The sequence below is a fragment of the Acinetobacter sp. ACIN00229 genome (assembly GCF_016106645.1).
Taxonomy (GTDB): Bacteria; Pseudomonadota; Gammaproteobacteria; order Pseudomonadales; family Moraxellaceae; genus Acinetobacter; species Acinetobacter oleivorans.
This window is the reverse complement of the sequence record NZ_JADWOM010000020.1, coordinates 28,638-52,826: the sequence shown is the minus strand read 5'-3', so window position 1 is coordinate 52,826 and position 24,189 is coordinate 28,638. Positions and strand designations below refer to the sequence as shown.

The following is a 24,189-nucleotide window of genomic DNA, read 5'->3' as shown; positions in this document are numbered from 1 at the left end:
ATGGCAAATACATTTAAAAATACAGTATTGACCGTAACAGACTTAACCGTGGCATTGGTAAACACTGGCAATCATATCGTTTCTAATATTTCATTTAGCTTGAGAGAAGGTGAGGTTCTAGGGCTGGTCGGAGAAAGTGGTTCTGGTAAGACGACATTATCGAGTGCCTTATTGGGCTATGCACGACATGGTGCCAAGATTATTCAAGGCACAATTGAACTGGATGATGAAGATATTCTCAGTTTAGATGATCATGCTTTGCGTCAGGTTCGTGGTTATAAAATTAGTCATGTCGCCCAAGATCCTGGAACAGCACTCAACCCGGCATTAAGTATTGGACAACATTTATTTGAACTATTAGAAGTCCATCAGGCACAGTTATCGAGCGCTGAAAAATACCAGAAAGTAGCCAAAATTTTAAATGAAGTGGGATTGCCGCATGATGAGCTATTTCTAAAGCGTTATCCTCATCAACTTTCAGGTGGACAACAACAACGAATTTTACTGGCCTTGGCGTTTTTGCTACAGCCACGTTTAATTGTTTTAGATGAGCCAACTACCGCCTTAGATGTGACGACGCAGACTTTAGTATTGAACATCATTCGTAAATTATGCCGCGAATATAATGTTGCTGCTATTTATGTATCGCATGACTTAACGGTTGTAAAAGACATTGCAGATCGGGTGATTGTTTTATATTCAGGGCGAATTGCTGAAGATGCGGTATTAACCCAACTATTTGAAACCCCTAAACACCCTTATACGCAAGGTTTACTTAACGCCATTCCCGATGTGGCCATTCGTAAATATTTATCTCCAATTGAAGGACATGCACCTTCACCAAATGAACGTCTAGCGGGATGTGCTTTTGCAGTACGTTGTACTTTCGCCACAGACATATGCCGTCAAAAACAACCTGAATTAACTCAATTAAAAGATGAGTTTGACCCGCATTTTGTTGCTTGTCACCATTCGGATCATGTTGGCGTGATTAATTTTAAAGAGATTGATCATCAGGTTATTGAACGAGGAACTGATCGAGAAGCACTGCTAAAAGTTGAACATATTAATGCATGGTATGGGCAGCAACAGGCTCTTTTTGATATCTCATTTCAACTCAAAAAAGGCGAATGTTTAGCATTGGTTGGTGAATCGGGTTCAGGAAAAACAACATTATCGCGTGTCATTGCTGGCTTGAATGAAAATGCAGATGGACAAATTACCTTAGCAGATGAAGTCTTGTCGTTGCGTGGGCAACAACGTCATTTGCAGCAACGACATAAACTGCAATATATCTTTCAAAACCCTTATAAAGCCTTGAATCCAGCGCATACGATTGGTCAGACCTTAATTAAAGTCGTGCAGCATTTCTTTGGAGCATCTCGACAAGAAGCCATAGAAAAAGTCACACAGGTCCTTAAACAAGTCTCTCTGCCTCTACAAGTTCAAGAACTCTATCCTAGAGATTTATCGGGTGGGGAGAGACAACGCGTAGCGATCGCGCGAGCTTTGCTGTGCCAACCTGATGTTTTGATTTGTGATGAGATTACCTCTGCTTTGGATGTTTCCGTTCAGGCATCCATCTTGAAACTGCTACAAGACCTTCAGCAGCAAGGTGTGACCTTATTATTTGTGACTCATAACCTAGGGGTTGTTCGTGCAATCGCCGATCGGGTCGCCGTATTAAAAAATGGACATATTGTTGAATACGGTGAAACAGACCAAGTACTCAGTCATCCTCAACATATATATACCAAAACTTTGCTTACACATGCGCCAAGCTTGTTTAAAAACAACGTACTTGAAGTTAGCGCATAAAAAAGAACAGATTTTTCGGAGTTAAAAATGAACGATATTAACCAACACAGTTTTTTAGAATTAGGTAGCGTAAGACATATTCAAAGCGAGCAAGAAGCACTTGAGATTGCAAAAGAGGTGGCAGATCAACTGAATCAATTTGCTCGAGATCCAAGTTATAACAAGACAGTACCTTATGATCAGGCGCGTTTAATTTCAGAAGCTGGTTTAACCTCGATTATTGTACCTAAGCAATTTGGGGGCTTAGGTGCCAGTATTTCAACATTGGTCAATGTGGTGAAAATTATTTCATCTGCCGATGGTGGTGTAGGGCAGTTATTACAAATTCACTTCACTATGTTCCGAGGAATTTTAACTGGCTATGACGATGAAATTCGTGATCAGTTACTGGGTGATATCTTAAGTGGAAAACGTTTGGGCAATGCACTTGCAGAAGTGGGAGGCAAAGATAAGTTTCAGCATAAAACACGTGTAGAACGAAATGCAGAAGGACAATTAATTTTAAATGGCAGTAAGTTTTATTCTACAGGCTCTTTACTCGCAGAATGGATTTCTTTATTTGCGGGTAGTGATGATGGACCAGTCTCAATTTTAATTCATCGAGATACACAGGGAGTAGAGTTGCTCGATGACTGGGATGCAATGGGACAAAATAATAGCGTCAGTGGCACTGTTAATTTTAAAGATGTGGTTGTTGATGAACGTTATGTTGCTAAGCGAAATACAGGTGGTTTAGGCACTGTTTTACGTACAGGACTCACTTGGCCTCAAATTCTACACGCTGCAATGGACACAGGAATTGCCAAAGGGGCATTACAGGGCGGGATTGATTATTTACAACATCATGCTCGACCTTGGGTGGAAAGTGGCGTCGATTCACCTACACATGAATCTCATATTATTAAACAAATTGGTGAGTTTGCTGTTTTGGTCCGTTCGGCTGAGGCATTGTTAGATCGTTCAGCACAGATTTTTGAACAGCATTTGGCAAATGTCGAAGATGAAGACTTACAAACTGAACTGATTTTATCGGTTGCTGCTACACGAAGTCAGTCTGATCATGCATCTTTAAAAATTTCGAGTGAAATTTTTGGATTACTCGGAGCAAGTTCAACCTTATCGAAATGGAATCTAGATCGCTTCTGGCGAAATGCACGAACCCACACCACGCATGATCCAATTCGCTGGAGACTCTATCATGTTGGAAATTATTATTTAAATAATATTCCACCAGGAGAATACAACTCAGTGCTTCTGAAGAAACAGGCGGAAAATGTGACTAAATTTAATTAAACTGAGTTCGACTTAAATATTTCTATAACTTATTGAAGAAAATATCTTGGTGGAATCTTGCCAAGTTCTCATCCAATTTCAGGTTAAGCCGTCGGCTCGACCTACTTTTGTTTCGACAAAAGTAGGCAAAACCATTGTCATCAGCAAAACCTGTTCATTTTTTGGATTTGTTTCAAATGTATCGTAGAAACATTATCTTACGTAAATTAGGCAGGTTGCTGATGACGTTTCCGAGTATCATATTTCTTGTCGGACTCAGCTTAATTAATAAAATCGAGTTGTAAAAAAGGTTGTCATCACGACAACCTTTTTGTATTGTTACGCTACTTGAGCTTGAATAGAAATATCCTGCGCCAGCCATTCACGAACATTAATCTGTGTAGGAATAAAGTTCCAGCGATAGAGAAAGTCACTCAGGTCTTGTAAAGCAACAATAGAAATCTCATCAAAGTTAGTGTTGAGTTTCAGATGTGCGTCTGCACCATAAGCAGCATGTACCCATTGCTCACTACTATTACATTCTTTTGCCAAATAACGATGGGTTTCATCGGCATGTGCATGTGCCCATTGTTCTGCTTGTAAAACAGCATCGACAATTGATTGGGCTTGCTCTGGATATTGTGTTAGAAAATCTTCATCGACTGTTAGTGTTCTTGGTGTTCCATTATTAGAGCGTAGAATAGGGTCTGGATGTGATCCAATATCAATAATGGTATGCAGGGCGAAATCATGAGCGATTTGCGCAGCGTGAGCACCTTTTAGAAAAATGGCATCGACATCGCCTTTAATTAATGCCACGATCTCTGCACTTGCATTGATTTTATTGCGATTGCCATAAAAACTAGAATCATTTTCTTCTGGCTGTTGTTGCTGTGCTGTTAAAATATCTGCTCGTAAACAATCAACTAATTCAAGATCGCTCACCTCCAGATTTACTGTTTTTAAGGCATTTTCTAACCCACGAATCGCCTGTGCACGCGAGAAATCAATAATTGCATCTTGATTTAGGGGAATACCAAAACGTTTGCCTTTTAGGTCGGCAACAGTTTTGATGTTTGAATCGTAGCGCGTTAATAACAATTGAACTTCATCAGCCCAAGATAAGCCAATTACTTTCGTTTTTTGACCAGATGCATATGCCCAGATTGCAGGAATACTGCCACCATGTCGAACTGAGTTGGCAAGGGTATGGTTAAAATGAGAGTTTCGAATATCTTTGGAGTTTGATTCTCGAATTGATTTGATTTCAATCTGTTGTTCATCAAACTTTTCTTTGAGCCAACCTTTTTGAATTGAAATACCTAAGCCTGTTGGTACAGGGCAGCGTGTATACCAAAGTGTGTTTAATGGTTGAGTTTGAAGTGTTGTCATCATGACATCCTTTTGTGGTTTTTATGCTTTAAAGCAAAATTGATGCCATTTATTAATTTATTGATATTTATAAATTATTTTTAATATCTTTTTTTGTGATGTTGATATATCAAATTTTGTTGCGATTACAGCAAATCATTTACGCTAGTGTTTTAAAAACAACACCCCCATAAATAGTGAACTATAAAATGAATATAAAACAATAATTTAAAATCTTTTTAGAGATCATTAATTTGGCATGAATCTCGCAATAAAACGGAATCTTAAATTTTTACTGTCTTTTATGTTTAAAAATTATCCATTATTACGAAGTTTGGCTTTATACCGTTTTATGCCATTTCGTTTCTTATTGACGGCTACCTTATTTGTGATTGCAAATATAGGGTTAGCACTCCAACAATATTCAATCGGACATGCGATTGATACCTTAAAACACAGTGAGCGAGAAACCTTATTTCAGCATGCTATTTCTGATCCTTTAAACCCATGGTTTTGGTTTATTCTACTTGCGAGTATTGCTGGCATTAGGGCAGTTGTTCAGTATATGGCAGGGTTAAGTGCTTTAAGCATTGGTCAGCAACTACTAAGTATTTTAAGAGAAAGAATCTTTTCCCAAGTACAGCATTTAGATGTTTCATGGTACTGGAAACATGGGTTAGGAGAAGTATTATCTCGAACAACACGTGATTCAGATAAATTAAAAGAAGCGCTCATCAATTTTTGGCGGCAAGTGTTTGAGTCAAGTCTTGTTGTGTCGGTAACTGTTGGACTCTTGTGTTGGTATCATCCTTGGCTCGGCCTAGTCCCTTTATTATTTATTTTTTTAGGGCTTTGTGTCCTATTTAAACTGACCAATCAATTGGTGGTGCTAGATCACCAAGTCGCATCTGCCTACGAAAAAGTTAGCGATACCTTAGCAGAAAGCGTGAATGGAATTCGGGTAGTCAAAGCTTTTCAACTCGAAGAGAAGCTTTTACAGCGCTTTAATCATGCTGTAGATCTATTTATTCATCACTCTATTCAAACCATAAGCACAAGTGCGAAACGCTTGCCTATTCCTCAAGTGATTATTGCGTGTTCTTATTTATGGGTGATTGGCTTTGGTGCTTATTTAATTGGCCAAAACGAGTTGCAGGTGGGGCAGTTTGTAGCTGCGATACTCATGGCAAATTTATTGGTGTTTCGTATTGAAAGCATTGGTCAGGTCTTACATATTTTCGCTGATGCGCGTTCGTCCGCGACAAGAATCTGGCAAATGTTAGATGAGAAGTCCGCAATTGAAGATCAACAATATCCTCTAACGTTGCAATCGCGTGATGAGTTAAGCATTAAATTAGAAAATGTCAGCTTTCAGGATAAAACAACAAAAAATTATATTTTAAAGCAATGCAGTGTTGAATTTCGAGCAGGTGAAGTCGTTACTGTTGTCGGTAAAACGGGGTCAGGTAAAACGACTTTGATGAATTTACTCAATCGGTTTATTGACCCGACAGAAGGGCAAGTTTTGATTGGCTCTGAGCAAATGGGCTGGACGAATATTAAAGATTTAAGCCTATTTGAATTACGACATTTGGTTCAGATCATTCCTCAAGAAAATTTCTTTTTTAGTGGCACACTGGCAGATAACTTAAGAGTTGCTAAGCAAGATGCAACTGAGCAAGAGATGAAAGAGGCTTTACATTTAGCTTCTGCATCTGAACTATTACAAAGACTTGATCATGGCTTAGACACGTTGATTGGGGACAAGGGCGTTACTTTGTCTGGAGGACAAAAACAACGACTTGCCTTGGCCCGTTCTATTTTAAAAAATTCGCCAATTTTAGCGTTAGATGATTCTACCAGTGCCTTAGATGCGACTACAGAAAAACAAGTTTTACAGCGTCTATTAGCGCTGTCTGATAATGGAAACCATTTTAAGAAAACAATCATTATTAACTCTAATAAACAAACCACGATTGCTTTATCTGATCGCGTTATTGTACTTGATCAGGGTCATATTATTGCCCAAGGCTCACATGCTGAATTGGTTCAAGATTGTTTGTTTTATCGAGAGTTGATGGGTTTTCAGTTAGAGCAGCAGGAGATTGATGCATGAATACCAGTGTTAAAAATTTCCGCCCATTTACAAAATCAGCTGATCTACAAATTGAAGAAAGTTTGGCAAATACCTCAATTCATAGAGGCATGCTAAAAAAACTTATTCCTTTAGTTTATCCCATCCGTTACTTGCTCCTAGTTCTAATTGCAGTAGAAATTTTACAAGTGATGAGCGTTTTTGTTCGGCCTTGGGTGGTGAAATATATTTTAGATTCGGGCTTTCAACACATTGCTGGAAAAATGGTATTGAATCAGCCTGTTTTATTCATTGCGATTAGCATTTTAACCTTAAGTTGGATTTGTCGTTTTGCTTTAGCGGGCGTATCAAAATATCTTTCAGGCCGAGCAGCTTTGAAAGTGATTAATGGTTTAAGACGTTCGTTATTTCAGCATATCCAAAGTTTAAATATTGGCTATTTTGATCGTACCAAGGCTGGCAGGATTATTTCACGGGCCGATCGTGATGTCGAAACGCTAGAGCCTGTTTTAATACAAGGACCACCAGAGTTACTTTCGGCAATTTTACGTTGTGGATTAGCTTCAGTACTGCTTTGGCATATCTATCCACCATTTTTCTGGTGCTTATTTGCGACGCTACCCATTTTATTTGGTATGACCGCTATTTTTAAAAAGTCATCACAAAAACATTGGGGACGAGTTGCGGAGGAACGCAGTCGATTTACTGCTCATTTGGTTGAAACAGTAAATGGAGCAAAAATCATTCAGCAGTTAAATTACACCGAAACCAATCAATCTCGTTATCAAGAATTATTAAAAGACTTTAATAATTCTATTATTTATGGAAGCAAGCGAACCAGTTGGTTTGCTCCCTTTACAGGTTTACTTTCAACTCTAGCTACTGCCGGATTCATTGTGATTGGTAGTTATGCTTATAGTGATGGCATGATTAGTATAGGGCAGTTTGCAGAGAGTATTTTCTATGTGTTTTTATTCTTAGCACCCTTACAGGAACTGACCGATTTATTTGAACGTTATGCAAATGGAGCAGCGTGTGCGCAACGAATATTTTTACTTTTAGACACTCAATCTACGATTCAAGAACAACCGAATGCTGTGAAGCTTGAACACTTGAATGGTCATATTCGATTTCAGTCTGTAGATTTTGCCTATACCCACAAACCTGTTTTACAAAACTTTAATTTGGACATTGAAGCTGGAAAAATAATTGCGATTGTAGGGCCAACAGGACATGGCAAAAGCACCATGGTTCAGTTACTAACGAGATTTTATGAACCTCAGCAAGGTGGAATTTTTCTAGACCGTTATCCAATACAGAGTATTCATCTTGCAAGTTTAAGACAGCATGTGAGTATTGTTTTACAAGATAATGTTTTATTTAGTGGAACAATTTTAGATAACTTACGTCTAGTTCAACCTGATGCTTCAGATCAGAAACTTATCCAAGTTATTGAAGACTTAGGAGCAGATGAGATATTGCAACAACTGCAGCAAGGCTATTTAACCGAAGTTGGGGCGCTTGGTAAAAATCTTAGTCATGGACAAAGGCAACTTGTTTGTTTAGTTCGTGCTTATTTGGCAAACCCTAAAATATTAATTCTAGATGAAGCCACCTCAGCAATCGATATTTATACCGAGCAAAAAATACAATATGCGCTCAGACGCTTATGCCAAAATAGAACCTGTATTGTTATTGCACATCGGCTGAGTACTATTCGTGAGGCCGACAAAATTGTCGTGATTGAAAATGGCCATGTCGTAGAAGAAGGTCCGCATGAGCAGTTAATACAGCAGCAGTCAGCTTACTTTCAGTTATATCAGTCATATTTACAAAACCAACTTGTTTAAACGATCTGCAAATTTAACAACTGTAGTTTTATAAACATTTTTTTGAATCATTGTTTAAATTTAAACAATGATTCTTTTATTTAACTAGTTTAACATATTGATAATAAACAACAAAATATTTGGCATCGGCTTTGCTATATCGGTCTAGATCGTTAAGGAAGCTAATATGCATACATATTTTTCTCAATTCATTCTTCACTCCTCAATTTTTGCACTGAGTACACTCACTGCCTCAATTACTTTGGCAAATGATCAAAAGAATTTGCCAGAGAAAGAGGATGCCATCACATTACAATCTGTGGTTGTTACAGGCTCTAGACGAGCAATTAGTAGCTCACTTGATGCGCCTGCACCCGTTGATATTTTAACTGACAAAGAGTTACAAGAGACTGGTGCGACTGATCTTGCAGCAGCGTTAACACGATTGTCTCCCTCGGTGACTTTACCGAGTTCTCCTGCAGGTGGGTTTGGGGCATCGGTTCCGCCAAGTATTGCACTTAGAGGATTATCTGCAGATCAAACTCTAATTTTAATTAATGGAAAACGTCGTCATACATCGGCTTATTTCACCCGCCAAGCCTATGCAGGTGGAAGAGGCGCAGCGGTAACTGACCTAAGTTTAATTCCAGTGAGCGCGATTGAGCGTATAGAAATCTTGCGGGATGGTGCTGCGGCACAATATGGGTCAGATGCAATCGCCGGCGTCGTTAATATTATTTTGAAATCACGAGATCATGGAGGTGGCGTAAGCTATCAAACAGGTGGCTACACTCAAGGAGATGGTGAACAACATAAAGTTAATCTTTGGAAAGGTTTTGCACTCCCTAATGATGGTGCATTGACGGTTGCATTAGATTTAGGCAACCGTGAAGCTGCAAGTAACACGGCACCTGATACGCGAACTTTTTATGATGGTTCAACCAAGGCTCAATATACAGAACAAAATACACCTTATAGAACGTGGAAATTTGGCTCCCCCGAACAAAAAGATCAAATCAATGTGACTGCCAATCTAGATTTGCCTTTGACAGATGACGTTGCACTGTATGGTTTTAGTAGCTATGGACACCGTAAAACAATAGGGGAAAACTTTTATGAGCCTCCAACAACCAAAACAGTACTGAATCAATCTAGCTATTTTAAAGAACGTTATCCAGATGGACGCTCGCCATTGAGCTTGGTCACTGTAGATGATTTTGCAACGACAGTTGGAGTTAAAAAAGGAGAGCAGAAGTCAGGTAAATATGATCTTTATGCGACCTATGGACAAAATAAAGTCAGCACAGAGCAAGGCAACGGCATTAACCCAAGTTACGGCTCAAATTCTCCTTCAAACTATGACTTGGGCGAAAATATTTTTTCGCAATTAAATACAGGGCTAGATTATAGCCGTGATATTGCTATTGATTGGTTCGCAAGCCCACTCACGTTGTCTACAGGGGTTTTATATCGTTGGGAGCAATATAAGCAAAATGCAGGTGATCCAATTGCCTATACCCGCGGCCCATATTTCAATCCAAGCACAACTTTAGGCGTTGGTGTTCCGGGGATATATGCTGGAATTACAGACCAAGATGAACGAAAAATTAGTCGTGATGTTTATGGTGTCTATCTAGATTTAGAAGCAGATATTATTAAAAACTTGAATGTGGGCGCCGCTGTCCGAAGTGAAAAATATTCAGACTTTGGCTCGACCACAAACGGAAAATTATTCGCTAAATATGATGTATCACCTAAATTTACGGTACGTGGTTCAGTAAATACAGGCTATAGAGCGCCGTCATTGGCACAGCAGGGCTATTCGGCTTATAGCGTACAAACTGTGCAGACCCCTTCAGGTTGGCAAGATGTTCAACAAAGAACTTTAGTTGCAGGCAGTGAGGCGGCTTTACTCATTGGAGGAACTTCTCTTAAACCTGAGAAATCGACGAATTATTCTTTAGGTTTTGTTTGGAAGCCTCTTACCAATACATCGGCAACTTTAGACCTTTATCAAATCGATATTAAAAATCGTATTTTGCTTTCAGACAATATTACTGGAAGTGTAATTACCAATGCCTTTGCCAATACAGCGTATTCAAATATTGCCAATGTGGCGTTCTTCAATAATTTATTAGATACACGTACCCAAGGCGTAGAGCTCGCGCTTAAACATGATTTAAACATTGAACAATATGGCAAGTTAAATCTGAATCTAGGTCTGGCATATAACAAAAATGAAATTACAGAAACAAGAGATTCTATTACCGCAAAAGGTGATCGAATTCCTGTTTCAAGCATTGCAGGACGAAATACACAAAGCCTTATTGAGTCTGCTGCACCAAAGACAAAGCTAACGCTTGGCGCACTTTGGTCAAATCAAGCGTGGAGCGTGAATACAGCAGTCCGTCGCTACGATAAATGGACCACTTTAAATAACACCAACACTGCACTAGACCAAACCTTTGACCCACAGTGGATTGCAGATTTGGATATTGGCTACAAAGCGGATGCATTTGTGAAAGGTCTAAAATTCAATTTAGGCGCAATCAATTTATTTAATAGCCATCCTGATCAAGCCAAAGATTCGTCGGTCGGCAATATTGTCAAATATAGTTTTAATGCGCCTGAAGGAGCATTTGGAACGTATTTATATGGCCGCGTAAGTTACGAATTTTAAATCAAAAATGATGAGACAGTTTTTAAGGTAAATAACAATGCAACATACTTTTTTATCAACTTTATGCAAGTTTTCTTTAATCACAACGATGTTAACTTCAAGTTGTTTGGCGACTGCTCAACAAGCTCCAGCGCCTGAAGATAAATATGGAGATGGACGAGTTTCCGAGTTTTACACATGGAAATCGGCTATTCCAGAACAGGCTGGAAAACTATAAAAAACAGAAGCGATTCATAATCCTTATATTCGTTTGGCAAATGACAGTCAGGCTATTCGGATTCTCTACAGTTCTACGAGTGGTAAAGATAGCAAAACACCTATTGTGGTTTCAGGAAGTATTCATTTACCAAAAGGAACACCACCGAAAGAAGGTTGGCCAGTGGTGCTATGGGCGCATGGTACGGTCGGTTTGGCCGATGCTTGTGCGCCGTCTTGGAATGGACGATCATACCGAGATGTACAATATTTAAATCGTTGGCTTAAAGAAGGATTTGCGGTCGTTGCCACAGATTATGAAGGGTTAGGTGTTGCAGGACCGCACTTGTTAATTAATAACCCAATGCTGGCTTATAGTATTTTAGATAGTGGCAGAGCTGCTTTAAAAACCAAGTTGCCACTTGCCAATAAGTTTGTGATTGTTGGTCAATCACAAGGAGGCGCTGGGGCTGTTGCGGCTTCTTCCTACTCGGCAACGTACGCACCTGACTTAAATATTAAGGGTTCAATTGGTACGGGCGTGATTTATCAAGATCCTGAAGCAACGCCTGAAAAAAATCAGTTAAAGTTAAATCCTTACGAAGTCAGCCCATCACTGGCTTATGGCATCTATAGTTTTTTAGTGACACAAAGTTTATATCCAGAAATTAAAACAGACGATATTTTCACGCCTGAAGCTGCTCCTTTAGTTGAACAAGCAAGAAATGCCTGCTTAACAAGTTTTATGGGAGATATTCAAACCGCAGGGCTTTCGCCAGCACAAGCATATAAACCTAATCCGCCGGCAAGCTATAAAAAACTGCAAGAGAAACAGTCAAATGATTATGGTTATTATCCTACATTAAAAATTAGTCATCCATTATTTATTGGGACAGGGGCAAATGACCGAACTCCAGATGCTCGTTCTCAAATGAAGCTGGTGGCAGATGCTTGTAAAGCAGGTACAGTGGTCGAAGGTCATTTGTATCATGGCTTAGGACATAGTGAAACTGTTAATGCCTCGTTAAAAGATTCAATTCCGTTTGCTAAAAAAGTGATTGTGGGAGAGAAAATTCAGGCTATTTGTAAACCTGATTTGCAATAAATGATGGAATAAAGATTTTCTCACTGAAGAAAATCTTTATTTAAAAAAAGCCGCTCTTCAAAGATATTGAATGAGCGGCTTTTTGCTTTAAATGTTTAAGCGATTTGTTTTAATTTTTTGGCTGCCTCTTCACGTACAGCGGGGATAATATAACGACCATAATCGACCGTATCATAGATCGGATCGTAGCCCCGATTTAAAAAGGTGGTAACGCCTAAATCTACATAATCGAGTAATGAGGCAATAATGGTGTCTGGTGTACCAACTAGGGCAGTCGTATCGCCATAAGCCCCTACAGCAGTTGCGGTTGGCATCCATAAGGCACGATCATGTCGATCACCTTGCTGGGCTGCTGCTAATAAGCGCTGTGAACCGATGCCTTTGATTTTATGTCCCGATAATGTGCCATTATTTTGAAAAGTTGGATTATTTTGAATATCTGCAAGAATCTGTTCTGCTCGTTGCCAAGCAAGTTCTTCGGTTGCACCAATAATAAGACGTACAGATAAACTAACAGGAGGCTGCGGTTTATTGGCTTTTTCTGCTGCGAGCTTCAATTTAGTAATTTGCTCTTTTACTCCAGCCAGTGGTTCACCCCATAGTGAATAGAGATCTGCATGGCGAATTGCAATATCATAAGCGATGTCTGATGAACCACCGAATGAAATCGGGATTGTACCGTTGACAGGCTTTAACGGGCAAAAAGCATTATCTAACTTAAAGTATTTACCTTCATAGCTAATCGGTTGATCACTTTTCCAGAGTTTCTGGATGATATCTAGATATTCACCCGTCCGTTCATAGCGCTGAACTTTATCAACAATATAATCGCCTTCTTGAGGCTCCGCTGTAATTCCGGTAATTGCATGTAAACGGATTCTTCCACCACCTGTAGTATGGTCAAGCGTAGCAAAAGAACGTGCAGCAAGATTTGGAGTGAGAAGTGCAGGACGATGGGCAATCATAAATCCAAGACGTTCTGTATGTTGGGCAAGGTATGCCGCGATTTGTGCGCTGTCTGGACTGGTTGGTCCGCTAGCAATTAAGACTTTATCAAAATCCGCATATTCATGCGCCCGTGCGTGGTAACGTAGATATTCGAGGTCAATTTTATGGCCAATTCGCGTTCCTTTGGTTTCAGACCATTGGTTAGGGAAAACCATACCTACAAATTCGATGCTCATTATTAAACCTATTTTGTGGATTTTAAATAGATGAGCAAAATAAATGCCAAGCTTTATACCTATATAAATCAAATATAGAAATGGATTATAATTTTTTAGAGTGTTTGGATTTAATCAAAAAATAAACATTGTGTTTGAGAAGCAACATATCATAAAAAAAGAATTGTGTTTATTTTTAATTTATAAGAGAAAATATTTTCAGAATAAAATAGGTGAATTTTGGATTAAAATCTGGCAAGGTTTCCCACACTAAAGTACGTAATTTATTCGCAATGTTTTGTCTTATCCGTGAAAAAGGATTTGACGAAATTAAAAATAATTACGGTAAGTCTCAGTTTTACAACCTAATTTCCCAATTGTGTGAATGTGGCTTTTCAAAGGCATATTTGCAGAACCTTCATGATGAGAAGGCATCAAACATCATTCCATTCGTAAAGCTCGTAGAAATCGACTTCAACCAACAATTGCCTAACTGGTATGAAGAGCCAGTTTCGCAGTTCAACTACAAAATCGCTTAGGTGAGCAAATGAACAATTCACAACATCCAATTATGACAGTTACAGGCATCCGTAAATCTGCTGGTGATTTTAAAGACCAGTCATCTGGTAAAGAAATTACGTTTTCAAATACGGTTGTAACTGTACTTCAAGAATATTCAGCTAAAGAAAAAGAACAAGGTGCAATCGGTCTTAAATCGACTGACTACAAGATTAAAGGTGCTCAGTTCTTTAATGATTACATTCATCAGAAATTGCCTGCGGAAGCTGCAATGATCTTTGATTGGGATTTCACAGGTAAAACACCAAAGGCTGTATTGGTGTCGCTAGATTTTAACGCTAAAAAAGCTATATAGAACAAAGTGTTAATTATACAATACTTCGTATAATGTATATTATGTTAAATAGAAGATTTGGAAACCTACCATATATAAAGCTCTGGCTACTCTACGTTGCTGCTACGCCGTTTATTCTTAACTACGGTGAATTCTTTGCTTGCTCAACTGTATCTGCTTACTAGATTTAAGATAATAAATAACGCTGCCAAATTTGCATCTCAACAAGCTTATGCGACTCTCTAAGTTTTTTTAAATCTACATAACCCTATCGATCTACTCTTATGAAGCGTAATTTAACAAGAACCTTTCTATATCGCTTATCATTCTTTCCACATCTTCTCTAGTAAACTGATCATAATTTCCATGAGCAGCATTATTTCTAATATCAGCTAAAGCTGTAATTTGCTTTTGCTGTAGTTTGTTATAGACACTGGCCTTTGCCAGATCATCATTTATCAGCACTTAAAAAAGCTTCATAATGTATTGAATTAATTCCACAAAATATGAACAGCTTCAAGTTGAGTTACTTTCCTCCAAACGCTTATTTAACAAAGCATATTTATCTTAATTAGGTTGTAAACTGACAGCTAGGGTAAATGCCGTAACCATGACATCAAAGCCGTCTACAATTATCAGAAATACACATAAAATCACCACGAACCATGGCAGTTTGAGTGATTTAATCGAACTGCTCTTATTCCCTAGCTAAAATGAAAATTTAGGATACTTGTAAAAGCTCTTTAATAATTCGGCGAGCTCGATTAGCAGCAACATCTACATGGATATCCACCATATTAGAGTTTGGAATCCTTAACATATTTTGATATTGATCAGTAATAACCATACGGTCCTCATCAAAGGTATCTTTAGTCTGTTGAATAACTACCGCTTTAAGTTCTTCTGCTTTTTCAGGATTAGTAGGATTGGTTGCCATTGTCCAGAAATAGTGGCTTGTAGTTTCCGTTTCAGGAGTGATCCCGTGGAAACCTCGCATATGGAATCCTTGACGCTGAGGATTATCAAGCTTATAGGTGTCAGCATCTACAGCACCAGTCCAAATGGTAATATGAGAAACCTTAAACACAATTTCTTGCCAACGGTCTACTTTATCTTTGAACGGATATGCCATTTTATAGGTCGGAGGTGGCTCTGAACCAGGCATATGGCGAATAACAGTTACGGTATTACCTTCTTGTTCAACTTTCATTTGCGCATTCATATGGACAGTGGCATTTCCACCAATTGTTTTTAAATGAACATAACCTAAATGGCTTAAATCCATTAAATTGTCATGAATCAGTTGATATGGTGCATCGTAGTGATAAACATCCCCATCAAATACATAGCGAACATCATCATGAATTGAATATTCAGGTGGTTCACAATTAGGCACAGGATGCTCTTCACTACCATACCAAAACCAGATAATTTGATTTTTTTCTTGGATCGGATAGGCCTTAACTTTTGCTTTCGATGGAATTTTTTCTTGTCCTGGAACCTCAATACATTTTCCAGTTTCATTATAAAGTAAACCATGATAACCACAGCGAATACCACCTTCCTCGATCACACCACATGATAAAGCTAAAGCTCTATGGCAGCATCGATCTTCTAAAGCAACGACTTGCCCATTATGATGTCTAAAAAGTACTAAGTTGGTATTTAAAACTGTTCTTGCTAGTGGCTTCTCAGTTGAAATTTCCTTACTCAATGCACATACATACCATTGATTTTTAGGAAAAAGATTTAGTGACTTATTATTTTCAACCATATCTGTTTTTTTGAAAACCTGATCCATGAGTATCTCCTGAACATCCATTTTCGTTATAGACGAATAACAAGTTGTTTTGATTTAGCGCGTGAACAACATGGGGTAAATAATTTGTTTGACTCTTTTTCTGCAGTTGTTAGGAATTGATCATGATGTTCAACTTCACCTTCAATCACTTCCAACACACATGAACCACAAATTCCTTGTTCACATGAACAATCCACATCGAGATTATTTTCTAAGAGAATTTCCAAAACAGATTTATCTGCAGGAATTAAGAAAATTTTATTTGATTCTGCCAAAACTAATTCAAATGACTGGGCATTTGAATGATCAACAGTATTGCTAAAATTTTCTTTGTGAAATTGCAGTTCTGACCAATTATTTTCCAAAGCAGTGCGATGAATATAATCGATGAAGCCCGAGGGCCCACAAACATATATATGCTGTTGTTTATTACTTTTGCCTAATATTGTAGTTAAGTCCATCTTGGTTAATGGTTGATCATCCATATGGATACAGCAATATTTTGAAATTGGAGAATCAAGTAGTTGGCTCTTAAATGCTGCATGTTCTAAAGTTCGCACACAGTAATGTAATTCAAAGGATTTTTGTTGCTGATGAAGTTCTAAGGCCATTGATAAAATTGGAGTTATACCAATTCCGCCTGCGAATAAAATGTAGTGTTCCGCTTGCTCTTCCAAAGCGAATAGATTTCTAGGTTCAGAAATTTTGATTTCTTTGCCTACCATAAATTCTGTATGAATCTTTTCAGAGCCACCACGCGAATTTTGATCTTTAAGAATGCCAATCAAATATTGGTTTTTTAACTCAGGCAGTTTGATCAATGAATATTGACGAATAATGTCTGAATTAACATGAACATCAATGTGTGCGCCTGCTGTATATGCGGGCAATTTAATACTATCAGTTGGTTTTAATAGAAAACTCTTAATTCCTAAAGCCTCATCCACGATAGCTTCAATTCGACAATTCATCATTTAGCAATCCTTGCTTAGAGCATCTTGTTGTTAAAATTATCATAAGCTCAAATTAGTTGCGATCGCAACTAATTTTTCATAATTTCTTTTTTCTTGTTAAAATCATTAAAAATTCAATGTGTTCCTAGTATGGAAATTCAAAAAAATTTAGATTTAGCTCGCTATACACCTGCTCTAGTCACTTTTCTTGTCAATAAAATTTCGACAGGTTCAACCCAGATTTATTCTGAATTGTTTGACATCAGTGTGACGGAATGGCGTATCGTGTCTCTATTGGCTGTAGAACATCCAATTGTTGCTAAACGAGTATCTGAAGTGATTGGGCTTGATAAAGCCACTGTTAGTCGTTCGATTAATCGATTAGAAAAAGAAGGCTACTTATGCTTGAGTACTGATGAAAATGATCGTCGAGCCACTTTTGTTGAGCTTTCGGAAAAAGGAATAAACTTACATAATCAAGTCATTGATATTGCACTTGATCGTGAACAAGAAATGCTTAAACCCTTAACAAAAGATGAAATAGAACAATTCATACTTATTCTAAATAAATTAAATCAAAATATAGCTGCAATGAATGAAGCATCTAGCCGAAAGTATCTGACAAAATAAAATATAGAAAAAATAATAAAAAATTTATTTATCTTCTTAAAATTACTTTCCTTGTCTAAACCATCAGGAAAGTAAGTTATCAATTAATCCAAGCAAGCATAAATATTGAAATCAAACAGTTATGTCGCCAAAACAAATCTTATATGACATATAAAATAATTTAATTCTAGCCATTTTAATTATTCCTGAACAATAACGATATACCATTTTATTATCTATACATTTGTAAATAATTTAATGGGAAACAATAGTAATGATATATGTTTACTATGCTTTTTTACTTTTCTTCTTAAAGCTAAGTGCAATCGGTTTAATTTTTGGGTTTTATCATGATGATATATTTTTCTTTATAGCAGGTGCTCTATGTATTTTCGCATCCTTTATAACTTACTTAATGATTAAAGAAGTTCGCAAAAATCCTTTTGACAAACACTAGCGAATCAGAGAAAACAGGCTTAATGAATTCAAATGATATCGTCCTTATACCCCACCCTATTTCAATACATTAGCATAATCATGCAGACGTTGAATTGATCTTTTGAAATCAAACCGCTGTAGATCTTGTTCTATCTGCTGCCAAATGTCTTGATATTGATTAAACTGTTGCTTACATTGCATCAATTGTTGTTTAGCTCCACGAATATAACCAATACTTAAATGTTGTTCTAATTGTGCTAGTGCATCTTGCAGATTGAGATGGGTGACAAAAGAAGGAGCTATTTGAAAGGGATCTATTATTTCACCGATATTGTTTTGCATTGGAATATAGATTTCTGGTTGTTCTTCAGCTTGATGTTGGTGAATCCATTTTACTCCAAGTTTATCTCCAATTTTGTTTAGCAATAAATTGAGATCGACTGGTTTTACTAAAAAATCTTCATTTAATACATCTGTTTCAGGATTTTGCATACGCTCATTGGCATCTGCTGAAATAATAATAATCGGTACATTGGTAATCTTATTTTTACGTAATAACTTAGCCGTTTCCCAGCCTCCGAGCACTGGCATACTCAAATCCATCAAAATCAAATCAGGATTAAACACAGGAACTTGTCTTAAACATTGTAATCCTGATTCTGCTTCCTCCAAAACAAAGCCTAAAGGCTGTAAAAAGTTTAAGACTAAACCACGATCAGTCACCTCATTATCAACCACTAAAATTTTCTGACGCTGCCCGGTATAACCAACCACAGTATTCGATGCGACATCAGCAATTGGGTGAATCAGGGACTTAGATGGCAAAAATAGTTTAACTTTAAAAATTGAACCTTGTTGAAGCTGACTACTTAACTTCAACTCCCCTCCCAATATATCTACCAACATTTTAACGATAGGCAAGCCTAAACCTGTACCTGCAAAGCTGCCTTGAACCACGTTATTTCCACGTTCAAAGGGTTGAAAGATTCGTTCAAGATCTGATTCAGCAATTCCACAACCTGTATCATGAATCTCAAAATAAGCAGTCTGAAAACGATAATCAACTTTAAATTCAACTTGGCCCGAAATAGTAAATTTCAAAGCATTTCCAATGATATTAATTAGAATTTGTTCAAGTCTTTTTTTATCAATACGAACGTATTCAGGAATTTTTTCGCTAATTTCTACTTTAAACTTGAGTTGACGCTGCAAAAATTGCGGTTCAAACATATTCACGATTTGATTTAAAAATTTGGGAAAATTAATATTCGACATTTCCAGAGAAATCTTTCCTGTTTCAATTCGGGCAAGATCCAATAAACCATCAATCAAAGAGGTAAGATGCTGCCCGCTACGGCTAATTACTCCGAGCGCAGCTTCACCTTTTTCAGATAAGCGTTCTTGTTTTTGAAGAAGTTGACTATAACCTAAAATACTATTTAGTGGCGTACGTAGTTCATGACTAATTCCCACCACATAGCGACTTTTAGCTTCATTGGCTTTTTCCGCTTGAGTTCTTGCATCTTGTAATTGACGATCAGTTATTTTATGGGCTTCAATCTCATCCATGAGCAATTTAGTTTGCGTATTACTTTCAAGCTGTGCCTGACGGCGACTTTCATCATTCAGAACTAACCACCATGCAGCAACGCATAGTAATAAAAACAACACCGCATAAATTTTGATAAATAAAGTCAATAATGCATCGTGTTGCTGGAAAGAATAACCTGTATTCGAAAGCTCTTGTAAATACACTAAACTGAGACTTACAGCTAATACCACACCAAGCACAAAGAGTAATAATATATATAGACTCAAACGTGTATTAATATATTGAATCCATTTTTTTGGTAAGAACCACACTGCAAATACACGAAGTTGATATGACCACCGTGCATGTGGTTTACACAGATCATGACATCGTGCCTCTAAAGTACAACACAGAGAACAAATTTGACTATTATATGCGGGGCAACTTGCCATATCCGCAGCTTCATAATCGTGTTCACATACTACACAGGTATGTGTTTCTACACAGGATAAGGGTTGTTCTTCCAAACGTGCGAGATAATATTTACCTTGGGTTAAATATGCAATAATAGGTACACATAGCATCGATGAACCAAGCGCAATGAAACCTGCTAAAGATTTGGCAATCTCACCAAACATTCCCCAATAACATAGCAGTGAAAGACTCGAAGCTATAAATAAACTGCCGACACCAACAGGATTAATGTCATATAAATAAGCACGTCTAAACTCAATACCTTTGGGACTTAGACCTAGCGGTTTACAGATTACCAAATCTGCCACAATTGCACCGATCCATGCCAAAGCCACATTACTGTAAAGTCCTAAAACTCGTTCTAAAGCATGAATCACACCCAGTTCCATCAGGAGTAAGGCAATAAAAATATTAAACACTAGCCATACTACGCGTCCTGGGTGACTGTGTGTTAAACGAGCAAAAAAGTTAGACCACGCCAATGAGCCAGCATAGGCATTTGTGACGTTAATTTTAATTTGTGCTACACAGACCAATAGAACTGTCAAGAATAAAGCGATTCCTGGATGTGAAACAACATGTTGAAAAGCGATCCAATACAAATAATTAGGATCTGTGAGTTGACTGCTGGGCACCAAAAATTTCAATGCTAATACCATCAGCATCATACCCATGAATATTTTAAAAAAACCTACCAAAATCCATGCGGGGCCTCCTAAAAATACCGCCAAATTCCATTTATATTGAATATTTTTTTTATCCGGTAAAAACCGTAGATAATCAGCTTGTTCTCCAATTTGGGTAATTAAAGCAAAGAGCACCGTACAAGACGCACCAAAAAATGCCAGGCTAAATGAAGAACTGCCACTTTTTGCACCCTCAATCAGTACAAGTTCTTTTAGTAAGCTGGGATGTTTTAAAAGAACAAAACACCACGGCAAGAGAAGAAGAAATAACCATAAGGGTTGAGTAATCGCTTGCACTTTATTGATAAAGCCAATGCCCTTCACTACTAGCGGTAAAATAATTACAGCCGAGATCAGATATCCCATACTAAGCGGAATACCCAAACCTAGTTCCAATGCCAATGCCATAATTGCAGCTTCAAAGGCGAAGAAAATAAAGGTGAAACTGGCATAAATTACCGAAGTGATTGAAGAACCTATATACCCAAAACCAGCACCACGGGTGAGTAGGTCAATATCAACATTATAGCGTGCGGCATAATATCCAATCGGCCAGCTAGTTAGAAAAATGATTATCGCAACCACCAATAATGCCCAAAAGGCATTATTAAACCCATATTGCCATAACATGGTTGCACCCAAGGCTTCCATTGCTAAAAAACTGACCGCAGCAATAGCCGTATTGGTTACTGTCCACAGCGACCATTTGCGAACAGACTTTGGAGCATAACGTAATGCGTAATCTTCAATACTTTCATCAACGACCCATGTATTGTATTTACGGCGAGTCGGGATCACACGTTGCGGTGCTGAGCGGGGCTTGGCTGATGGATCCATGATGATCAAATATTTATAAATAGTTACTCTTTAAAGTTAAAGCAAAAACTATACCTACCCAACTTAGGTCTAACTAAAAATTAACCTATAACGGACTACACAGCTATATACGTAATGTGACGTATATGTTCATTTTTTAATTCCTCTTAGTCTTAGTCCATACCAAGTGCACAAATATTAGCAAGTGCATAAATTCAAACAGCTTCAGATCAGGGGAAAATATCATGACTTTCAAAACAAAAGTAAATACCGCTGGATTACTGGCAGGTTTACTTACAATACCTTTTTTACTTGCACCTATAATGACTAATGCCAATGTTCCAGCAACAGCAAAAGTGAATACCACAAAGCTTAAAGTGGACGACAAATTTGTATACGTGGGCCAGCTTCACTCAGCTACAGGCACAATGGCAATTTCTGAAACAGGCTCGATTCAAGCAGAACGCTTGGCGATTGAACAGATCAATAAGCAAGGAGGTGTACTGGGGCGCCAAATCAAGATTATTCAGGAGGATGGCGCTTCTGACTGGCCTACTTTTGCTGAGAAAGCACGGAAACTTACTGAAAAAGATAAAGTTGCTGCAATCTTCGGTTGTTGGACATCTGCCTCTCGTAAAGCAGTACTACCTATCATTGAGCGTAATAATGCCCTGCTTTACTATCCAACATTTTATGAAGGTTTAGAGCAATCGAAGAATGTAATCTATACTGGTCAAGAAGCAACGCAACAAGTTCTTGAAGCTTTGAACTGGTTAGCAAAAGAAAAGAAAGCGAAGACTTTCTACTTAATTGGGTCTGATTATATCTGGCCACGCACCACCATGAAAATTGCTCGCACACACATTGAAAAAGTATTGAAAGGCAAAGTGGTCGGAGAAGAATACTATCCTCTAGGCCATACTCAATTTGGTTCTTTGATTAACAAAACCAAGCTAAAAAAACCGGACGCAATCTTCGCTGCTGTCGTTGGTGGTTCAAACGTATCCTTCTATAAACAAATGAAAGCTGCTGGTGTAACTAGCGACAAACAAACCTTACTAACCCTTTCTGTAACTGAAGATGAATTACTGGGGATTGGTGGTGAAAATATGAAGGGCTTCTACTCTTCAATGAAATATTTCCAAAGCTTAAACAACCCAAATAACGTGGCATTTGTAAAAGCATTTAAAGCAAAATACGGTCCTAAAGCTGTGGTGGGTGATGTAACCCAAGCTGCTTATTTAGGGCCATGGTTATGGAAAGCTGCTGTAGAAAAAGCGGGTAGCTTTGACGTCACTAAAGTAGCTAATGCTTCACCAGGTATAGAGCTTAAAACAGCACCTGAAGGTTACGTGAAAATCGATCCAAACCATCACTTATGGAGCAAGTCACGTATTGCTCAAGTGCTTCCAAATGGTCAATTCAAAGTAGTATACGAATCAAAAGGCTTGATCAAGCCAAATCCATTCCCTAAAGGATACTAATTTAACTGCCACAGGATCAGGAGAAGTCATTCTCCTGAACTTTTATACCACACAATTTTAAAGCTTGGAGGATGATGCGATGGATATTTCATTTGCGGAATTCGGTGCAATATTTGCCATGCAAGGCTTTAATGGTTTATCAGTTTTCTGTGTGCTGTTACTGATGGCCTTAGGTCTTGCAATTATTTTTGGACAGATGGGCGTTATTAACATGGCGCATGGTGAGTTCCTAACCATTGGGGCTTATACCACATTTTTTATTTCAACTCTGACTGAAAACTACTTCCCTCAATTACTACCTTACTATTTCATCATCGCGATTGTAGCAGCATTTCTCACCTCAGGGATTATTGGCTATATGGTCGAGCGGCTAATGATCAGTCGACTATATCAGAGACCACTTGATACATTATTAGCCACTTGGGGCTTAAGCCTCATTATGCAACAGTTGTTCCGTTCGGTATTCGGCCCTAAAGAGGTCAGCCCCACCCTTCCAGATTGGTTAATGGGGTCTTATCAACCAACAGAATCCATTGATATTCCTATTAATGGTCTATTTTTGGTCGGAGTGACTTTAACTGTTACGGCCTTTGTTTACTTTCTGATTTATCGTTCACGTTGGGGCTTACAACTTCGTGCCACGAATCAAAACCGTTTTATGAGCGGTGCCGTCGGGATCAATACCAAACGGGTCGACAGCTTGACCTTTGCACTAGGTTGTGGTTTAGCCGGGATTGCTGGGGCAGCCTTTACCACCATCGGCTCCACAGGCCCAACAGCAGGTTCTCTTTACATTGTCGATACCTTTCTTGTGGTTGTGTTCGGTGGTGCAGCTAGCTTACTAGGTACCATTGCATCTGCATTCAGTATTGCCCAAGCTCAATCATTACTAGAATTCTTTTTGTCAGGTTCTATCGCAAAAGTGATTACTTTGGCGACCGTAATCGTCATCTTGATGCTACGCCCTCAAGGTTTGTTTTCAATTAAAGTTCGTAAATAGATATTCAGGAGAGATT

General features: G+C 38.1%; 14 protein-coding genes and 3 pseudogenes. 11 read left to right on the top strand and 6 right to left on the bottom strand.

The window, feature by feature from the left end:
- Both I7H67_RS16665 and I7H67_RS16660 read left to right on the top strand, forming a co-directional pair.
- On the top strand, positions 1 to 1,818 hold the full coding sequence (locus I7H67_RS16665) for an ABC transporter ATP-binding protein (RefSeq protein WP_198308370.1): 1,818 nt from the start codon (positions 1 to 3) through the stop codon (positions 1,816 to 1,818).
- Between the two features lie 27 nt (positions 1,819 to 1,845).
- On the top strand, positions 1,846 to 3,111 hold the full coding sequence (locus tag I7H67_RS16660; RefSeq protein ID WP_198308369.1) for an acyl-CoA dehydrogenase family protein: 1,266 nt from the start codon (positions 1,846 to 1,848) through the stop codon (positions 3,109 to 3,111).
- Positions 3,112 to 3,429: 318 nt separating this feature from the next.
- Here the strand turns inward: I7H67_RS16660 and I7H67_RS16655 are convergent, their stop codons facing one another.
- The gene (locus tag I7H67_RS16655; protein WP_198308375.1) at positions 3,430 to 4,482 is read right to left on the bottom strand and encodes an ABC transporter substrate-binding protein; all 1,053 of its coding nucleotides are present in this window, start codon (positions 4,480 to 4,482) and stop codon (positions 3,430 to 3,432) included.
- A gap of 283 nt (positions 4,483 to 4,765) precedes the next feature.
- On the opposite strand from I7H67_RS16655, the gene I7H67_RS16650 reads away from it, so the two are divergent.
- The 4 genes and pseudogenes from I7H67_RS16650 to I7H67_RS16630 all read left to right on the top strand — a co-directional run bounded on the left by I7H67_RS16650 (position 4,766) and on the right by I7H67_RS16630 (position 12,365).
- On the top strand, positions 4,766 to 6,577 hold the full coding sequence (locus tag I7H67_RS16650) for an ABC transporter ATP-binding protein (protein ID WP_198308368.1): 1,812 nt from the start codon (positions 4,766 to 4,768) through the stop codon (positions 6,575 to 6,577).
- Positions 6,574 to 8,406: an ABC transporter ATP-binding protein gene (locus tag I7H67_RS16645; RefSeq protein WP_198308367.1), complete on the top strand. Its 1,833-nt coding sequence runs from the start codon at positions 6,574 to 6,576 to the stop codon at positions 8,404 to 8,406. Before I7H67_RS16650 ends, I7H67_RS16645 begins: the two co-directional genes overlap by 4 nt.
- Positions 8,407 to 8,572: 166 nt before the next feature.
- The gene (locus I7H67_RS16635) at positions 8,573 to 11,065 is read left to right on the top strand and encodes a TonB-dependent receptor plug domain-containing protein (RefSeq protein WP_198308365.1); all 2,493 of its coding nucleotides are present in this window, start codon (positions 8,573 to 8,575) and stop codon (positions 11,063 to 11,065) included.
- Positions 11,066 to 11,102: 37 nt separating this feature from the next.
- A pseudogene (locus I7H67_RS16630) lies at positions 11,103 to 12,365 on the top strand (lipase family protein).
- Between the two features lie 95 nt (positions 12,366 to 12,460).
- Here I7H67_RS16630 and I7H67_RS16625 read toward each other — a convergent pair.
- Complete coding sequence (locus I7H67_RS16625) at positions 12,461 to 13,549, bottom strand: LLM class flavin-dependent oxidoreductase (protein WP_198308364.1); 1,089 nt, start codon at positions 13,547 to 13,549, stop codon at positions 12,461 to 12,463.
- A 227-nt stretch (positions 13,550 to 13,776) separates the two neighbouring features.
- Between I7H67_RS16625 and I7H67_RS16620 the strand changes: the two are divergent.
- Together I7H67_RS16620 and I7H67_RS16615 are read left to right on the top strand one after the other, a co-directional pair.
- Positions 13,777 to 14,067 (top strand): annotated as a pseudogene (locus tag I7H67_RS16620) (phage/plasmid replication protein, II/X family); the annotation flags it as partial.
- 8 nt (positions 14,068 to 14,075) lie between these two features.
- Entirely contained in the window at positions 14,076 to 14,402 is a 327-nt protein-coding gene (locus I7H67_RS16615) for a hypothetical protein (protein WP_198308363.1), read from the top strand.
- A gap of 261 nt (positions 14,403 to 14,663) precedes the next feature.
- Here I7H67_RS16615 and I7H67_RS16610 read toward each other — a convergent pair.
- From I7H67_RS16610 to I7H67_RS16600, 3 genes and pseudogenes are all read right to left on the bottom strand, one after another.
- Positions 14,664 to 14,840, bottom strand: a pseudogene (locus I7H67_RS16610) (HEPN domain-containing protein); the annotation flags it as partial.
- A gap of 262 nt (positions 14,841 to 15,102) precedes the next feature.
- Entirely contained in the window at positions 15,103 to 16,182 is a 1,080-nt protein-coding gene (locus I7H67_RS16605) for an aromatic ring-hydroxylating dioxygenase subunit alpha (RefSeq protein WP_198308362.1), read from the bottom strand.
- 26 nt (positions 16,183 to 16,208) lie between these two features.
- Entirely contained in the window at positions 16,209 to 17,156 is a 948-nt protein-coding gene (locus tag I7H67_RS16600; RefSeq protein WP_198308361.1) for a PDR/VanB family oxidoreductase, read from the bottom strand.
- 129 nt (positions 17,157 to 17,285) lie between these two features.
- Here I7H67_RS16600 and I7H67_RS16595 point away from each other — a divergent pair, with 129 nt between their 5' ends.
- Entirely contained in the window at positions 17,286 to 17,765 is a 480-nt protein-coding gene (locus I7H67_RS16595) for a MarR family winged helix-turn-helix transcriptional regulator (protein ID WP_198308360.1), read from the top strand.
- 492 nt (positions 17,766 to 18,257) lie between these two features.
- Here the strand turns inward: I7H67_RS16595 and I7H67_RS16590 are convergent, their stop codons facing one another.
- Positions 18,258 to 21,710, bottom strand: coding sequence for an ATP-binding protein (locus I7H67_RS16590; RefSeq protein ID WP_198308359.1), 3,453 nt, complete (start codon positions 21,708 to 21,710; stop codon positions 18,258 to 18,260).
- Positions 21,711 to 21,934: 224 nt separating this feature from the next.
- Here I7H67_RS16590 and urtA point away from each other — a divergent pair, with 224 nt between their 5' ends.
- Both urtA and urtB read left to right on the top strand, forming a co-directional pair.
- A complete protein-coding gene (gene urtA / locus I7H67_RS16585) occupies positions 21,935 to 23,173 on the top strand; it encodes an urea ABC transporter substrate-binding protein (RefSeq protein ID WP_192454418.1) in 1,239 nt (412 codons plus the stop codon).
- Between the two features lie 79 nt (positions 23,174 to 23,252).
- A complete protein-coding gene (gene urtB, locus I7H67_RS16580) occupies positions 23,253 to 24,173 on the top strand; it encodes an urea ABC transporter permease subunit UrtB (protein ID WP_198308358.1) in 921 nt (306 codons plus the stop codon).
- The last annotated feature ends 16 nt before the right edge of the window (positions 24,174 to 24,189 follow it).

Coding starts and splice junctions, on each gene's coding strand:
- I7H67_RS16665 (WP_198308370.1), top strand. CDS start 1: ATGGCAAATACATTTAAAAATACAGTATTGACCGTAACAGACTTAACC.
- I7H67_RS16660 (WP_198308369.1), top strand. CDS start 1,846: ATGAACGATATTAACCAACACAGTTTTTTAGAATTAGGTAGCGTAAGA.
- I7H67_RS16655 (WP_198308375.1), bottom strand. CDS start 4,482: ATGACAACACTTCAAACTCAACCATTAAACACACTTTGGTATACACGC.
- I7H67_RS16650 (WP_198308368.1), top strand. CDS start 4,766: ATGTTTAAAAATTATCCATTATTACGAAGTTTGGCTTTATACCGTTTT.
- I7H67_RS16645 (WP_198308367.1), top strand. CDS start 6,574: ATGAATACCAGTGTTAAAAATTTCCGCCCATTTACAAAATCAGCTGAT.
- I7H67_RS16635 (WP_198308365.1), top strand. CDS start 8,573: ATGCATACATATTTTTCTCAATTCATTCTTCACTCCTCAATTTTTGCA.
- I7H67_RS16625 (WP_198308364.1), bottom strand. CDS start 13,549: ATGAGCATCGAATTTGTAGGTATGGTTTTCCCTAACCAATGGTCTGAA.
- I7H67_RS16615 (WP_198308363.1), top strand. CDS start 14,076: ATGAACAATTCACAACATCCAATTATGACAGTTACAGGCATCCGTAAA.
- I7H67_RS16605 (WP_198308362.1), bottom strand. CDS start 16,182: ATGGATCAGGTTTTCAAAAAAACAGATATGGTTGAAAATAATAAGTCA.
- I7H67_RS16600 (WP_198308361.1), bottom strand. CDS start 17,156: ATGATGAATTGTCGAATTGAAGCTATCGTGGATGAGGCTTTAGGAATT.
- I7H67_RS16595 (WP_198308360.1), top strand. CDS start 17,286: ATGGAAATTCAAAAAAATTTAGATTTAGCTCGCTATACACCTGCTCTA.
- I7H67_RS16590 (WP_198308359.1), bottom strand. CDS start 21,710: ATGGATCCATCAGCCAAGCCCCGCTCAGCACCGCAACGTGTGATCCCG.
- urtA (WP_192454418.1), top strand. CDS start 21,935: ATGACTTTCAAAACAAAAGTAAATACCGCTGGATTACTGGCAGGTTTA.
- urtB (WP_198308358.1), top strand. CDS start 23,253: ATGGATATTTCATTTGCGGAATTCGGTGCAATATTTGCCATGCAAGGC.